The organism is Brevundimonas vesicularis (genome assembly GCF_027105095.1).
In the GTDB taxonomy this organism is placed as follows: domain Bacteria; phylum Pseudomonadota; class Alphaproteobacteria; order Caulobacterales; family Caulobacteraceae; genus Brevundimonas; species Brevundimonas vesicularis_E.
On record NZ_CP114278.1, the window covers coordinates 728,897 to 742,762 of the forward strand.

Consider the following 13,866-nt stretch of genomic DNA (forward strand, 5'->3'; position numbering starts at 1 on the left):
ACCCGCGATCAGGGCGCGGTAGGCGCGGGGGCCGCCGATGAGGACGAGGATCGGACGCTGGGCGTGCAGGAAACACCACAAGCCATTTCGGTGGCCTGGGCGCCGCGCCAGACCCGAACCGAGCCGGTCGAGCCGCCGGTCACCACCACTTCGCGCTGAAACAGGGTGCGGCCCACGCCGTCAACCGCGACCACTTCGGTCACGCCATAGCCCTTGCCGACGATGAACATGGTGTTGGCGTCGACCAGCGAGACGTCGGCGATCTGAGGATTGCCGACGATGATGGAAGCGGCGGCCCCCCGAAGTTGAACGCGCGCGGAGCGGTCGATCTCGACGTTGAGCGCGCCGTCCTGGGCGTTCGCGGTCAAGGGGGCGGCCAGTGGCGCGGCGAGAAGGGCCGCAGAGAGCAGAAGGGACGAGATGCGAGACATCGACGGCTCTTGATAGTGGCGCGTGCAGACGCGGACGCGCGCATGATGGCGCCGTGATCCTCAACAAAGACTGAAGCGCCGGAATGGAAATTTTCTTTGGTAAATCGAGCCGTAACCAAACCTCGTAGCTCTGATTTAACGGGGGTCTGGCATTTTGATCCTGCGTTTGGGGGTCAAGCGGGCTACCGGCTCCCCCCGCCAAGTTGCTCGCTAGACCATTTGAAAAAGGACCTACCCATGACCAAGTTCATCTCGCGCTTCGCCAAAGACGAATCGGGCGCCACCGCCATCGAATACGGCCTGATCGCTGCTCTGATCGCCGTCGCCCTGATCACCGTGCTCGGCACCATGAGCGGCCAGCTGAAGGCCACCTTCACGAAGGTCGAGAACTCGCTGAAGGCCGCTAACGCCTAAGACGCGCGACAGATCTCCCAATCTGTCGGAAGGGCCGGGACGCAAGTCCCGGCCCTTTTCGCATGGCGGCAACCCAACCTTAAGTCCTATCAGCCATGATCGGCGTCATGGACATTCTGCTGCTCATTCTGCTTGGCGTGTTTCCCGCCCTGGTGATCGTCGGGGGGCTGCACGACCTCATCACCATGAAGATCCCGAACTGGATCTCTCTGGCCTTGGTCGGGGCCTTCTTCCCCATCGCCTTTCTGGTCGGGGCGGCGCCGATGGATGTCGCCATCCACTCCGGGGTCGGCTTCGCGGCCTTGCTGGTCGGGATGGGCATGTTTGCCGCCGGCTGGATCGGCGGAGGCGACGCCAAGCTGCTGGCGGCCAGCTGTCTTTGGATGGGCGTCAGCGGGCTGGCGCCGTTCCTGATCTGGACCGGCCTGGCCGGCGGCGCCTTCTGCCTGCTGCTGATGACGGCGCGTCAGTATTTTCCGATGGTCGCCCCGTCGGTGTCTCAAGGGTGGGTCATCAATCTGATGCAGCCCAAGGGGGATATCCCTTATGGCGTCGCCATCGCCATCGGCGCCCTGCTGGCGCTGCCAGAGAGCGGCTTGCTGCTGACCTTCGCGTCGGGTCGCTGAAGCCTGAATTGACCGGCTTTCGGGGCGCTTAGGAAGCGTTAACCCGCAGGGCCCATGATCGTTAACGGTAGGCGTCGGGGGATGAATCCGAAACAGAGCGCCCGCTGGAGACATCCTGGATGAAGCCCGCCCGCATCGTCGTCATCTGCATCGCCGCCGTCTCGGCCATTGGCCTGGCCCTGGTGGTCCGCGCCATGGGATCGTCGTCGAACGAGCCGGCCGCACCCGCCGCCGCCGCGCCGGTCGAAGTCCGGCCCATGGCGAAGGTGCTGGTCGCCGCCAAGGATCTGGAACCCGGCAAGCGTCTGGTTGAGGCTGACCTTGCCTGGAAAGACTGGCCGGTGGACGAGGTCAATCCGATCTTCATTACCGACGGCACGACGCCGGTCCCGGCAAAGCCTGTCGCGGAAAATGCGACCGAGAAGGCGACCGACGCCGTCGCCCGTGTCGCCAAGGCGGCTACGGAACTGGCCACCACCGGCGCCAAGTCCGACTATATCGGCTCGGTGGTCCGCGAACCCATTCTGGCCGGTGAGCCGATCGTGTCGCGCAAGATCGTGCGCGCCGGCGACAGCGGTTATCTGGCCGCCTATCTGGAGCCGGGCATGCGGGCGATGGCCATCGCCGTCACGGTGGAATCCGCAGCCGGCGGGTTCATCCTGCCGGGCGATCGGGTCGACGTGGTGCTGACCGCCGAAACCAGCCGCAACGGCGCCGTCGAGGGCGCGACCAGGTCCAAGTTCGCCTCGGGCGTCGTGCTGCAAAACATCAAGGTCCTGGCCATCGACCAGGCGACCCGCGTCGGCGACGACGCCCAGGCCGTGGTCGGCGCGACTGCGACGCTTGAAGTCCGACCGCAGGATTCCGTCTTGCTGGCCCAGGCCAAGTCAGAGGGCGAGTTGTCCCTGTCCCTGCGCTCCTATGCCGATACCGCAGGGCCGTCCGGCGCCACGCGCCGCCCCGTTGCGGCCGTGTCCCAACCCAAGGCCGTGCGCATCTATCGCGGCGGCGCGCCCGAAGTGGTGGCCGTGCCATGAGAGCTGAACCGATGCGTCGACCCATGATGCGCAAGGCCGCCGTCGCCGCCGCCTGCGCCCTGCTCGCCACCCTGACCGCCGCGCCCGTCGGCGTCGCCCAGACGAGAGCCGCCGTTTCCACGGGGGCGGCGCAGCGCCTGATCAATCTGCCGCGCGGAACCTCCTTCGCCGTCGACCTGCCCGCCGATGCGCGCGACGTCATCGTCTCCAATCCGCAGGTGGCCGAGGCCATGCTGCATTCGCCGCGCCGCATCACCGTCATCGGCATCGCGCCGGGGGAAACCGACGCCGTGTTTCTGGACGGAGCCGGTCGCACGATCCTGAGCCTTCGGGTGCGGGTGGATGCGGGCACCAGCGCGCTTCAGGATACACTCGACCGCATGATCCCCGGCGGCGGCGTCAAGGCCGAGGCCGTCAACGACAGCATCATCCTGAGCGGGGTCGCCGAGAATCCGGCGCAATCGACCCAGGCCAGCCGCATCGCCGCGGCCTTCGTCTCGGCGCCGGACAAGGTTCTGAACCTGATCACCGTGCCGGGCTCCGACCAGGTGACCCTGAAGGTCCGCGTGGTCGAGGTGCAGCGCAACGTTATCAAACAGCTAGGCTTCGATACGTCAGCGGTCGTCGGGCGGTTGGGCGACGCCCAATGGATGCTGGGCAATGCCGCGACCTGGGGTGTCAACAGCGCCCTGCTGGGCGGGATCAGCGCAGGGACAGGCATCGACACGACGAAGAACTACCAGATGGAGCGGCCGTGCGTGGGGCCGGGCTGGCAGCCCGGCGCATTGTGCCCGTTTACGGTCAACGGGCCCCAGGACTCCCCGAACTGGGACACCGCGCAGCCCGGCACCGGCCCTGGTTCTGATGGGTTGAACAAGGGCGAGGCCATGTTGAAGGCCTTCGAGCGCGTCGGTCTGCTGCGGACCTTGGCCGAGCCAAACCTGACCTCTGTCAACGGCGAAGCGGCCAGCTTCCTGGCGGGAGGCGAATTCCCCGTTCCGGCCAGCCGCGACGCGATGGGGCAGATCACCGTTCAGTATAAGCCCTATGGCGTGGGCCTGGCCTTCCGTCCGGTCGTGCTGTCGGGCGGTCGCATCAGCCTGCAGGTCAAGGTCGAGGTGTCCGAACTGACGTCGCAGGGCGGCCTGACGATCGGTGCGGGCACGGCTTCGTCGATTACCCTGCCCGGCCTGACGGTTCGCCGCAGCGAGAACACTATCGAAATCCCCTCGGGAGGATCGATGATGATCGCAGGCCTGCTGCAGCAAAACAGCCGACAGGCGATCGACTCGCTGCCCGGCGTGACCAATCTGCCGGTGCTGGGCCAGCTGTTCCGCTCACGCGACTATCTGATGGGCGAGACCGAGCTGGTTGTCATCGTCGAGCCCTATATCGTCAGCCCGACCTCGCCGTCGCGGATGCAGACGCCGGCCGATGGCCTGCGGATCGCCGAGGACAGCCAGACCATCCTCTTTGGCCAGTTGAACCAGGTCTACGGGTTGCCGAACGCGCCCCCGGCCGGTTCGGTCGGCTATGTGATCGAGTGAGCGCATCATGACTCGCACCCTGATTGCCACGCTTCTGACGACCACGGCCTTGGCGCTGGGCGCCTGCGTCGGGGGTCCCGCCAGCCTGGGCGGAGAGCCGCCGCTGACGCCGACCTCGCGCTATCAGCTTCAGGTCGAGCCCGATCTGGATCGCATCGCCCTGGCTGTGCACGACACCGGCTTGTCGCCCGCGCAGAACGGGGCGTTGCAGGCGCTGGTCGGGCGCTATCGCTACGTCGACGCTGTGCCGATGGTCATCGAGGCCCCGGCCGGAGACGACCCCGTCGCTCTGAAAACCGCCTATGACATCAAATCGGCCCTGGCGGCCTACGGGGTCGCGCCGGAGCGCATCACCTTGGTCAGCTATGCGGCGCCTGACCCGCGCGCGCCGGTCGTGGTCGGCTATCAGACGATCCGCGCCGCCGTGCCGCGATGTGGAACGACCTGGGGCAATCTGAGCCGCACCGGCGACAACCAGTCGGCCTCCAACTTCGGCTGCGCGGTCACCGCCAATCTCGCCGCCCAGATCGAGGACCCGCGCGACATTCAAAGGCCGCGCCCGATGACGCCCGCTGACGCCGGGCGCCGCACCGTGGTGCTCGATCTCTATCGCGGCGGCAAGCCGACATCGGCGGAAGCCGAAAGGCTGATCCGGGAAACCGCCGTGTCGCGCGCGGTGAACTGACCCATGAGCACCGCCCCCGCCCCTCGCGACTTCGACACCTTCGACGACGCGTTCGATGTCGACATGGAGTTCGCTGCGCCGATCGACGAGATGGTCGCCCCGCGCTCGCCGCTTCAGTTCACTGCACCGCCGGCGGAGCCGTCGCCGACTGCCCCACCCGCACCGCTGGCGCCGGTTCCGGCCGCGCCCGCCTATGCACCCGAAGCCGCGGGCTTCAATCCGGTCGGCGACGTGGTGGCCCAGGCACAGGCCAGCCTGGTGGAGACGGGTCTGGCTTTCACCGGCCTGGCCCCGGCCAGCAACATCGGCGAAGTGTCGGTGCCGCGCATCGCCATCCACGTCTTCGCCGAACGCCAGGACACCCTGGCCTCGGCCGAGCGCGCGGCCCAGGATCGCCGACTGTCGCGCGCCACGACCCAGATCCGCATCGGCGGCGTCGCTGCGGCCGTCGAGACCTATCAGCATGAGCCGACGCCGCCGCTGATCATCGTCGAATGCCTGAAAGACCCCCAGACCCTGCTGTGGGAGGTCGACCAGCTGGCCGAGGTCTGCGACGCCGGCACCAAGGTCATTGTGGTGGGGGCGACCAACGACATCATCCTGTTCCGCGAACTGATGCGGCGCGGGGTCAGCGAATATCTGGTCGCGCCCTTGCAGCCGCTGCAACTGATCGCAGCCATCGGCGGTCTGTTCAACGATCCGGCCCAGCCCTTCGTCGGTCGCACCATCGCCTTCGTCGGCGCGCGGGGCGGGGCCGGGGCCTCGGCCGTTGCACACAACACCGCCTATGCGATTTCCGAGCGGATCGGCGCCAATACGGTGATTGTCGACTACGACCTGCCGTTCGGTACGGCGGGTCTGGATTTCAATCAGGACCCGCTGAGCGGCGTCGCCGACGCCCTGGGCCAGCCCGAGCGGCTGGATTCGACGCTGCTGGACCGGATGATGGTCCGCTGCACCGACAAGCTGAGCCTGTTTGCGGCGCCCGCCAGCCTGGATACGGACTGGGACATCTCGACCGAGGCGTTCGAAGAGGTCACCAACCAGATCCGCGCCACGGCGCCCTTCGTCGTGCTGGACCTTCCGCATCTGTGGTCGCCGTGGATGCGCCGCACCCTGATCAGCGCCGATGAGGTGGTGGTCGTGGCGACGCCGGATCTGGCGTCCCTGCGCAACGCCAAGAACATGATCGATCTGATCCGTCAGGGCCGCCCCAATGACGCGCCGCCGCGCCTGGTGCTGAACCAGGTCGGGGTGCCAGGTCGTCCCGAGATTCCGGCCAAGGACTTCGGCGCTGCGCTTGGCGTGCATCCCAGCCTGATCATTCCGTTCGACGCCAAGACCTTTGGCGCCGCCGCCAACAACGGCCAGATGATCCTGGACGCCGGCGCGAAGACCAAGTCGGCCGAGGCCTTCCAGACCCTGGCCCAGATCGTCTCGCGGCGCGAACTGCCGATGGTGGCGGGACCCAAGGCCAAGCCGGGCAAGGCCGGCAAGGCGGAGAAGGCCAAGCCGGCGGATGGGGCGTCGAAATCCCTGTTCGCCAATATGTTCAGGAAGCGCTGACGGATGTTCGGCAAACGCACAGGTCAGCCCGGCGCCGCGCCCGCGCCTTTGCGTCCGGCCCCGACCCCGCCGCCCGCAGCCGGCGAACCTGTGTCGGCGTTCAGTATGGAGGCGGCGGCCCCTGCGATGGCGAAGGCGGCCAAGGCGCCGGCCTATGCCTATGCCGACGAAGACCTGGAACTGGCGGCTGACGCCTTCGACCGCGCGTCTGCGCCGGCTCAGCCCGCGCCGGTGGATCGGCTGGACGCCCTGGCCTCGCGACCCAAGCCCGCGCCGGAGGCTCCGCGCCCGACCGGCAACGTCGCCGGAGCCGGACCCAAGGCCACGGCGGGTCTTGAACAGCTGAAGAAGGCCCAGGCGGTCGCCGAGATCGTCCGGGAACAGAGCGACTACTATCACGCCACGAAGACGACGATCTTCAACGCCTTGATGAACACCATCGACCTGGCCCAGCTGGCGCATCTGGACCAGAAGGCGGCGTCGGAAGAGATACGCGACATCGTCGCCGAACTGGTGGCGATCAAGAACGTCTCCATGTCGGTCGCCGAGCAGGAGCATCTGGTTCAGGACATCGTCAACGACGTCCTGGGCTATGGTCCGCTGGAGCCGCTGTTGAGCCGCGACGACATCGCCGACATCATGGTCAATGGCGCAGGCCGGGTCTTCATCGAGGTCGCGGGCAAGGTCCAGCTGACCAATGTCCGCTTCCGCGACAACACCCAGCTGATGAATATCTGCCAGCGGATCGTGAGCCAGGTCGGCCGGCGCGTGGACGAAAGCAGCCCCATCTGCGACGCCCGTCTGCCGGACGGCTCACGCGTCAACGTCATCGCTCCGCCGCTGGCCATCGACGGCCCGACGCTGACGATCCGGAAGTTCAAGAAAGACAAGCTGACGATGAAGAATCTGGTGGAGTACGCCTCCATCAGTCCCGAGGGCGCGCGCGTGCTCGGCGTCATCGGCGCCTCGCGATGCAATCTGGTCATCTCGGGCGGCACCGGCTCGGGCAAGACGACCCTGCTGAACACCCTGACGGCCTTCATCGACCCGACCGAGCGGGTCATCACCTGCGAGGACGCCGCCGAGCTGCAACTGCAGCAGCCGCACGTGGTCCGCCTGGAAACCCGCCCGCCGAACCTGGAAGGCCAAGGCACAATCACGATGCGGGATCTGGTCAAGAACTGCCTGCGGATGCGTCCCGAGCGGATCATCGTCGGCGAGGTGCGCGGACCCGAGGCGTTCGACCTGTTGCAGGCCATGAACACGGGCCACGACGGCTCGATGGGCACGCTGCACGCCAACTCCCCGCGTGAAGCCATCAGCCGGATGGAGTCCATGATCACCATGGGCGGCTACGGCCTGCCGTCCAAGACGATCCGCGAGATGATCGTCGGCTCGGTCGATGTCATCATCCAGGCCGCTCGCCTGCGCGACGGCTCGCGCCGCATCACCCACATCACCGAGGTCGTGGGCCTGGAAGGCGATGTGATCGTGACGCAGGACCTATTCGTCTACGACATCACCGGCGAGGACGAGAACGGCAAGATCATCGGCCGTCACCGCTCGACCGGCATCGCCCGGCCCCGCTTCTGGGACCGCGCCCGATACTACGGGCTGGAGCGCGAATTGGCCGACGCCCTGGACGCGGCGGAGTAGGGCGCGATGCTGCCGATCCTCGCCGCCGTTCTGGCCTTCATCACCATCGGCGGGCTCGGCTGGGTCTTTGTCGGTGGTGACGACTCCTCGGCCCAGGCCGTCAAGCGCGCCCAGAGTCTGGGCGAGGGCAAGAAGAACCCTGCGCTCGCCCGCAAGGCCGCCGCCGCCAATACGCCGGAGGCGCGGCGCAAACAGATCCTTCTCCAGCTTCAGGACGCGGACCGGCGCGAGCGCAAGGCGCGCACCACCCTGTCGTCGCGCCTGAAACAGGCGGGCCTGAGCCTGAGCGTGCGCACCTTCTACATCGTCTCGGCCGTGGTCGGGGTTGTGACCGGGCTGGGCGCCCTTGTGTTCGGCCTGCCGATCCTCGTCGTCTTGGGGATCGCGCTGATCTTCGGTCTGGGGCTGCCGCGCTGGGTCGTGGGCTTCCTCGGCAAGTCGCGGATGAAGAAGTTCTCACTGGAGTTCCCCAACGCCGTCGACGTCATCGTGCGCGGCATCAAGTCGGGCCTGCCGGTCCACGAGTGTTTCAAGATCATCGCCCGCGAAAGCCCGGCGCCTCTGGGCCCGGAGTTCCAGAGGCTGGTCGAGGGTCTGGGGGTGGGGCTGACCCTGGAGCAGGCGCTGGAGAAGATGTACGGCCGGATGCCGACGTCCGAACTGCGCTTCTTCACCATCGTCATCGCCATCCAGCAAAAGACGGGCGGAAACCTGGCCGAGGCGCTGGGCAACCTGTCGACCGTGCTGCGCGCCCGGCGAATGATGGGCGAGAAGATCAAGGCCCTGTCGTCCGAAGCCCTGGCCTCGGCCGGCATCATCGCTTCCCTGCCGCCTGCGGTCATGACGATGGTCATGTTCACGACCCCGTCCTACATGATGCCGCTGTTCACCGACTTCCGCGGCAACTTCCTGCTGTTGATCGCGGTCTGCCTGATGGCGACCGGCATCTTCGTCATGAAGCGCATGATCTCGTTCAAGTTCTGAGGCCGGGACCATGGAAGGCTTTATCCGCTTCATCACCGACCCCCAGAACCTGCTGAGCATCGGCGTGGGCGTGCTGGTCTTCGCGACCATCATGACCCTGCTGTCGTCGATGACCGGCGGGGTGAAGCTGGACAAGCGGATGAAGGCGGTCGCCGAACGCCGCGACGATCTGAAACGCCGCTCGCGCGCCAGCATGGCCGCAGGGCAGGGGGCGCTGCGTCACACCGACGACGGGTTCAAGAAGCGGATCGTGGACCGGCTGAACCTGACCAAGCTGCTGGAAGATCCCAAGGTTGCGGGCCAGATGGTGCAGGCCGGCTATCGCGGGCCGCGTCCGCTGACGACCTTCTACTTCTTCCGCTTCGCCTCGCCCTTCATCTTCATGATCGTGGCGGCCTTCTATCTGTTCGTCCTCAAGGTCGTGGACTGGCCCACGATGAACAAGGTGACGGCGACCATGACGGCGGCCGTCGCCGGATTCTATGCGCCGAACCTGTATCTGAAGAACCGGATCGACAAGCGTCGCGCCTCGATTATGCAGGCCTTTCCCGACGCGCTGGACCTTCTGCTGATCTGCGTCGAAGCGGGCATGTCCATCGAGGCGGCGATCACCAAGGTGAGCCAGGAAATGGGGCCGTCGTCGATCGATCTGGCCGAGGAACTGTCGCTGCTGTCGGCCGAACTCAGCTATCTGCCGGACCGTCGCGTGGCCTATGAGAATCTGGGCAAGCGCACCAACCATCCGGGCGTGAAGTCGGTCGCGACCGCCATGACGCAGGCCGAAACCTATGGCACGCCGCTGGCCACCGCCTTGCGCGTCATGGCCAAGGAAAACCGCGATCTGCGGATGTCCGCCGCCGAGAAGAAGGCGGCGGCCCTGCCGGCCAAACTGACCGTGCCGATGATCCTGTTCTTCCTGCCGGTCCTGTTCATCGTCATCCTGGGGCCCGCGATCCTGAACGTCATCGACATGATGAAAGACGGGCGTTAGGCGCGCTCAGCCGTCGCCTTCAGACCCTCGGCGGCGCTTTCCAGCGCCTTCTTCATCGCCGGACGGTGCTTGTCGTGGAACAGCTCGCCGCGAATGCCGGAAAAGCGGATGCCGATGGCGACGATGCAGTTGCCGGGCGCCAGCTCCTCGATCTGGATGTAGCGCAGGCTCTGGAACAGAAAGCCGCGCCGTTCGGCCCAGACCAGACGCGCGCGCGGCTGCCACTCCACCACCTGGGCCGCCGACTGGCGTTCGGCCATGTCCGGCCAGGCCTCGGTCATGCTCAGCCGGCCGCCATAGGCGATGGCGCCCTCGACGTCCTTGTCGATCGGGTTCCAGGCCCCCCAGCCGGACAGGTCCGCGACCAGATCCCAGATGCGGTCCGAGGTCGCCTGAACGCCGACGCGTTTTTCGATGCGAGTGTCATCCATGATTTCGCTCTGACACGGCTGGCCGCCGGAAGAAAGGCGCCGAGGCTCAGGCGGCCCCGTCGATCCGCTTCAATCGTCGTCCGTCGTCCAGCCCCAGCCGCGTCTTGACCTCCAACAGGTCGGCGCCGGCCGGAACGATCAGCAGCTTCTTGGGCTGGGCCGTGTTGACGGCGACGACGGCGCCCTTGGGACAGATGTCGAAACAGTCGGCGCCGACGACTGTCAGCTCGCCCTTGCGACCCTGTTTGCCCTTCTTCAGGTGCAGGTATTTTCGCAACGCCTTCTTCAGCGTCAGGTCGCCGCCGGGGCCGAAGCCGCCGTCCAGCTTTTTCGAACATTTGCGGCAGACCAGAACGACGTCGCGCCATTCGGTCTTTGCGCTCTTGAAGGCCTTCTCACCCATGCGGACAGAAATCGGCGTTCGCGACGGCTTGCACAAGCGGGTGCGGCGCCGTCACCTTTCGTCGGGCTGAAAATTTCACGGGACCTTCACATGCGCCGATTGTTCGCCGCCTCCACACTGGCGCTGCTGCTTGCCGCCGGCGCCGCTCAGGCTCAGGTCGATACGGCCAGCGTGGACGCCGCCGTGCAGCGCGTCATGCCCGAGGTCGTCGCGTGGCGGCGCGACTTCCACCAGCATCCCGAACTGGGCTTCGCCGAGACTCGCTCGGCCGGCGTGATCGCCGACCATCTGCGATCGCTGGGGTTGGAGGTGCGCACCGGGGTCGGCAAGACCGGGGTGATCGGCGTGCTGCGCGGCGCACGGCCGGGCCGGACGGTGGCCCTGCGCGCCGACATGGACGCCCTGCCGGTGCAGGAGGCGACGGGCCTGGCCTTCGCCTCCACCGCCACCGGGACCTATATGGGCAATACGGTTCCGGTGGCCCACGCCTGCGGCCACGATATGCATATGGCCATGCTGATGGGCGCGGCCGAGGTGCTGGCGGGGATGAAGGACCGGATCGCCGGCACGGTGGTCTTCGTCTTTCAGCCGGCGGAAGAGGGCGCGCCTCCGGGCGAACCCAAGGGCGGCGCGGCCCTGATGATCGCCGAAGGGGCGCTGAACGATCCCAAGCCCCAGGCCATCTTTGGCCTGCACGTCGTGCCGGGACGTCCGGGCAGCGTCTTCTATCGGCCGGAAGGGTTCATGGCCGCCTCCGACCGCGTGGATATCCGCCTGAAGGGCAAGCAGACGCACGGCGCCTGGCCCTGGCGCGGGGTCGATGTGATCGCGGTGGCGGGCCAGGTGGTCGAGACGGTCAACACCCTGACGGCGCGCACGGTCGATCCGACCACCACCCCGACCGTCTTCACCATCGCCACGATCAACGCCGGCGTCCGCTACAACATCATCCCCGACAGCGCGACGCTGTCAGGCACGCTGCGCACCTTCGATACGGCCCAGCGCGACGCCCTGGTCGCCCGCGCCGAGACCGCGATTGATCACGTCGCCGAAGCGTACGGCGCCACCGCCGAGTTCGGCGTCAAACAGAACGCGGCCCTGGTGTTCAACGACCCCGGCCTGTCCGCCTGGCTGGCCCCGGTCCTGACCGAGGCGGCGGGCGAAGGCAACGTCAACCCCGCCACGCCCCCGACTACGGTGGCCGAGGACTTCAGCTATTTCCAGCAGGCCATCCCCGGCGTCTTCTACCACCTGGGCGCCAGTCCCGACGGGGTGGACCCGTCCCAGTCCGCCCCGAACCATTCGCCAGAGTTTTCGCCGAACGAGAAGGTCTTGCCGCTGGGGGTGAAGACGCACGTCCTGACCGCGCTGCGGTTCTTGGAGCGGAGTTAGGGGGGGCACGATTGGGCTTGAGCTGCGCAGCCGCACTCGCTGCTAATTCGAGCCAAGTGCTTTGTGATCTTTGATTTGCTCCAACTGGAAAATCGAAGATGTGAGGTGGCTGAGTAGCCCGACGTTTTGCTCCGAAGCAGTTTTTGTTGGCATGCCGCAGGTCACAAGGTCGTAAAGAGCGCAGGCACTGGCGAGGCCTTCAATTGCTGGAGTGGCTTTTGGCATTACGTCTTCTCCAGGCGAGACGCCGTGCGCCGCTATCTGCCTGAGTTCCAACACTGCTGACGTAAGTATCTTCGCCTGTGCGGGTGTTACGACTGAGGAAAGGCCTTCGAAGAGGATTTTAAGTCTTTGACCCAGGCTCTGGTTTTGAAGGCCTCCGATGACCCCTTTGATCCGCGCGTCCTCAATGGAAATGTCGTTAGCCTTGGCGGCGGCGATTGCCCCTTCAGCAATCAGCTTGGCTTGGCTAGCCGACAGCGCTGGCTTCCCCTTCAGTTCTGTTAAACTCTCTATGCCAGCACACAGAGTCACGATGTCGTCGAGCGAGCTTCGCTGGCGCATGTGTTTAGCGACATTTTCTATGGAGCTTCTGAATCGCCGCCGCTCATTTTCCTTTTCAATCCACCGCCGCATCACATCGGCGAGCGTCCGACGCTCTGCCCATCGATTTAGAGGCACATTGCCAAGCCAAAGTGAAAAGGGCTGGCGCATATCAAGCGGATCATCTTCGTGGTTAGGGAGATAGAATTCTGCTTCGCGCATTTTGCGACCGCTTCCCGATCTTGCTGAAAGGGAGGTCCAAGGAAGTGGCCGAAGAGCCACCAGCCCAAAGAAACGTTTCCATTGCCAGGCGGCATCTATCGCTTCGTCGATACCGACCGGCTTATCAAAAATAATGCTGGCGATAGGGTCGGTCTGGAAGTCAATTTTCTTCCATCCAATGCCGGATTGCGTTGAGCCAATGAATATTTCGTACTGGTGTCGATCTGCCTTGAACTTGAATACCTTTGGGAACTGATGGACGACGAAAATTTCACGTGGCTTGAAGAGATCGTATGGTCTGCCCTCTTTAGATCGCAGGCGTCGAAGGGCTGCTAACAAATCTTTTGGCGTATCTAGGAGAAAATGCGATTCAACGTGCTGGTAATGAAAGAAGAGGCTGAGATCTCGCATCGTAAAGGCGATTGATTCTACCTGGTTTCCGTTCACTAGCCCATCTGCCCCTAACACCACGGCATTTGGGTAAATGTGTTCCTCGTAGCTCTGCCCAGTATGAGAGTGATGCCGAGTTGAGCTTTTAATCAGGGCGTTGTGCAAGAGGATCGCACGACCATTTGGACCCTTAAGCCGGAGTTCAAACCACCCGGCATCGTCCGCATGCCCCAGAAGTGATTGGTCTGACTGGATTACGGCCTCAGACTTGGCCTTGTTTAAGATGAGGGTTCCGCTTCCAGCATACGCTTGTTCGTCGGTTACAACCGGGGAACTTCCGTGCTTTTGCTCTATTTCGTCAAACCGCTTCATGCGCTTGTTATGTGAGCGTCGACTCCGAAATGCTACCTCCGTCAGGTACACCTTGCCAACCTATTCGGCGGCGTCGAACGACGATGGAGGCGAAAGACAGGTGGAACATCATTTCTGCTCGCACTAAACGCGCCAGCGCTAGCTCATGGCGCACGTCAAAGACTTATTCAGGATTG

The 13,866-nt window shown here is 65.3% G+C and carries 14 protein-coding genes; 10 read left to right on the plus strand and 4 right to left on the minus strand.

Annotated elements, in window-relative coordinates; translation table 11 throughout:
• Nucleotides 1-8 precede the first annotated feature (8 nt).
• Nucleotides 9-431 (minus strand): pilus assembly protein N-terminal domain-containing protein, encoded by a 423-nt coding sequence (locus O2K97_RS03530; RefSeq protein WP_269220471.1) that lies wholly within the window; start codon nucleotides 429-431, stop codon nucleotides 9-11.
• A gap of 237 nt (nucleotides 432-668) precedes the next feature.
• Between O2K97_RS03530 and O2K97_RS03535 the strand changes: the two genes are divergently transcribed.
• The 9 genes from O2K97_RS03535 (at nucleotide 669) to O2K97_RS03575 (ending at nucleotide 9,937) form a co-directional block, all read left to right on the plus strand.
• Nucleotides 669-845: a Flp family type IVb pilin gene (locus O2K97_RS03535; RefSeq protein WP_017506154.1), complete on the plus strand. Its 177-nt coding sequence runs from the start codon at nucleotides 669-671 to the stop codon at nucleotides 843-845.
• 107 nt (nucleotides 846-952) lie between these two features.
• Complete coding sequence (locus tag O2K97_RS03540) at nucleotides 953-1,471, plus strand: A24 family peptidase (RefSeq protein ID WP_112863826.1); 519 nt, start codon at nucleotides 953-955, stop codon at nucleotides 1,469-1,471.
• A gap of 119 nt (nucleotides 1,472-1,590) precedes the next feature.
• Nucleotides 1,591-2,508 (plus strand): Flp pilus assembly protein CpaB, encoded by a 918-nt coding sequence (gene cpaB / locus O2K97_RS03545; protein ID WP_205682412.1) that lies wholly within the window; start codon nucleotides 1,591-1,593, stop codon nucleotides 2,506-2,508.
• Nucleotides 2,509-2,519: 11 nt separating this feature from the next.
• Nucleotides 2,520-4,055: a type II and III secretion system protein family protein gene (locus O2K97_RS03550; RefSeq protein ID WP_269220472.1), complete on the plus strand. Its 1,536-nt coding sequence runs from the start codon at nucleotides 2,520-2,522 to the stop codon at nucleotides 4,053-4,055.
• Between the two features lie 7 nt (nucleotides 4,056-4,062).
• On the plus strand, nucleotides 4,063-4,740 hold the full coding sequence (locus tag O2K97_RS03555; protein ID WP_269220473.1) for a CpaD family pilus assembly protein: 678 nt from the start codon (nucleotides 4,063-4,065) through the stop codon (nucleotides 4,738-4,740).
• A 3-nt stretch (nucleotides 4,741-4,743) separates the two neighbouring features.
• On the plus strand, nucleotides 4,744-6,306 hold the full coding sequence (locus tag O2K97_RS03560; RefSeq protein WP_269220474.1) for an AAA family ATPase: 1,563 nt from the start codon (nucleotides 4,744-4,746) through the stop codon (nucleotides 6,304-6,306).
• Between the two features lie 3 nt (nucleotides 6,307-6,309).
• Entirely contained in the window at nucleotides 6,310-7,962 is a 1,653-nt protein-coding gene (locus O2K97_RS03565) for a CpaF family protein (protein ID WP_269220475.1), read from the plus strand.
• Nucleotides 7,963-7,968: 6 nt separating this feature from the next.
• Entirely contained in the window at nucleotides 7,969-8,946 is a 978-nt protein-coding gene (locus O2K97_RS03570) for a type II secretion system F family protein (protein WP_112863392.1), read from the plus strand.
• A 10-nt stretch (nucleotides 8,947-8,956) separates the two neighbouring features.
• On the plus strand, nucleotides 8,957-9,937 hold the full coding sequence (locus O2K97_RS03575) for a type II secretion system F family protein (RefSeq protein ID WP_269220476.1): 981 nt from the start codon (nucleotides 8,957-8,959) through the stop codon (nucleotides 9,935-9,937).
• Here the strand turns inward: O2K97_RS03575 and O2K97_RS03580 are convergent.
• Together O2K97_RS03580 and O2K97_RS03585 are read right to left on the minus strand one after the other, a co-directional pair.
• Nucleotides 9,934-10,368: an SRPBCC domain-containing protein gene (locus O2K97_RS03580; protein ID WP_269220477.1), complete on the minus strand. Its 435-nt coding sequence runs from the start codon at nucleotides 10,366-10,368 to the stop codon at nucleotides 9,934-9,936. The genes O2K97_RS03575 and O2K97_RS03580 overlap by 4 nt on opposite strands.
• Nucleotides 10,369-10,414: 46 nt before the next feature.
• Entirely contained in the window at nucleotides 10,415-10,771 is a 357-nt protein-coding gene (locus O2K97_RS03585) for a hypothetical protein (protein ID WP_269220478.1), read from the minus strand.
• Nucleotides 10,772-10,861: 90 nt separating this feature from the next.
• Here O2K97_RS03585 and O2K97_RS03590 point away from each other — a divergent pair, with 90 nt between their 5' ends.
• Nucleotides 10,862-12,163: an amidohydrolase gene (locus O2K97_RS03590; protein WP_269220479.1), complete on the plus strand. Its 1,302-nt coding sequence runs from the start codon at nucleotides 10,862-10,864 to the stop codon at nucleotides 12,161-12,163.
• 42 nt (nucleotides 12,164-12,205) lie between these two features.
• Here O2K97_RS03590 and O2K97_RS03595 read toward each other — a convergent pair whose 3' ends face one another.
• Nucleotides 12,206-13,690 carry a hypothetical protein gene (locus tag O2K97_RS03595; RefSeq protein ID WP_269220480.1) on the minus strand — a complete coding sequence of 495 codons (1,485 nt, stop codon included), beginning with the start codon at nucleotides 13,688-13,690 and terminating at the stop codon, nucleotides 12,206-12,208.
• Between the last annotated feature and the right edge of the window lie 176 nt (nucleotides 13,691-13,866).

What these genes read in the sequence shown, in the direction of transcription:
- O2K97_RS03555 (WP_269220473.1), top strand. Translation starts at nt 4,063, where the DNA reads ATGACTCGCACCCTGATTGCCACGCTTCTGACGACCACGGCCTTGGCG.
- O2K97_RS03550 (WP_269220472.1), top strand. Translation starts at nt 2,520, where the DNA reads ATGCGTCGACCCATGATGCGCAAGGCCGCCGTCGCCGCCGCCTGCGCC.
- O2K97_RS03570 (WP_112863392.1), top strand. Translation starts at nt 7,969, where the DNA reads ATGCTGCCGATCCTCGCCGCCGTTCTGGCCTTCATCACCATCGGCGGG.
- cpaB (WP_205682412.1), top strand. Translation starts at nt 1,591, where the DNA reads ATGAAGCCCGCCCGCATCGTCGTCATCTGCATCGCCGCCGTCTCGGCC.
- O2K97_RS03530 (WP_269220471.1), bottom strand. Translation starts at nt 431, where the DNA reads ATGTCTCGCATCTCGTCCCTTCTGCTCTCTGCGGCCCTTCTCGCCGCG.
- O2K97_RS03580 (WP_269220477.1), bottom strand. Translation starts at nt 10,368, where the DNA reads ATGGATGACACTCGCATCGAAAAACGCGTCGGCGTTCAGGCGACCTCG.
- O2K97_RS03575 (WP_269220476.1), top strand. Translation starts at nt 8,957, where the DNA reads ATGGAAGGCTTTATCCGCTTCATCACCGACCCCCAGAACCTGCTGAGC.
- O2K97_RS03595 (WP_269220480.1), bottom strand. Translation starts at nt 13,690, where the DNA reads ATGAAGCGGTTTGACGAAATAGAGCAAAAGCACGGAAGTTCCCCGGTT.
- O2K97_RS03590 (WP_269220479.1), top strand. Translation starts at nt 10,862, where the DNA reads ATGCGCCGATTGTTCGCCGCCTCCACACTGGCGCTGCTGCTTGCCGCC.
- O2K97_RS03585 (WP_269220478.1), bottom strand. Translation starts at nt 10,771, where the DNA reads ATGGGTGAGAAGGCCTTCAAGAGCGCAAAGACCGAATGGCGCGACGTC.
- O2K97_RS03560 (WP_269220474.1), top strand. Translation starts at nt 4,744, where the DNA reads ATGAGCACCGCCCCCGCCCCTCGCGACTTCGACACCTTCGACGACGCG.
- O2K97_RS03535 (WP_017506154.1), top strand. Translation starts at nt 669, where the DNA reads ATGACCAAGTTCATCTCGCGCTTCGCCAAAGACGAATCGGGCGCCACC.
- O2K97_RS03540 (WP_112863826.1), top strand. Translation starts at nt 953, where the DNA reads ATGGACATTCTGCTGCTCATTCTGCTTGGCGTGTTTCCCGCCCTGGTG.
- O2K97_RS03565 (WP_269220475.1), top strand. Translation starts at nt 6,310, where the DNA reads ATGTTCGGCAAACGCACAGGTCAGCCCGGCGCCGCGCCCGCGCCTTTG.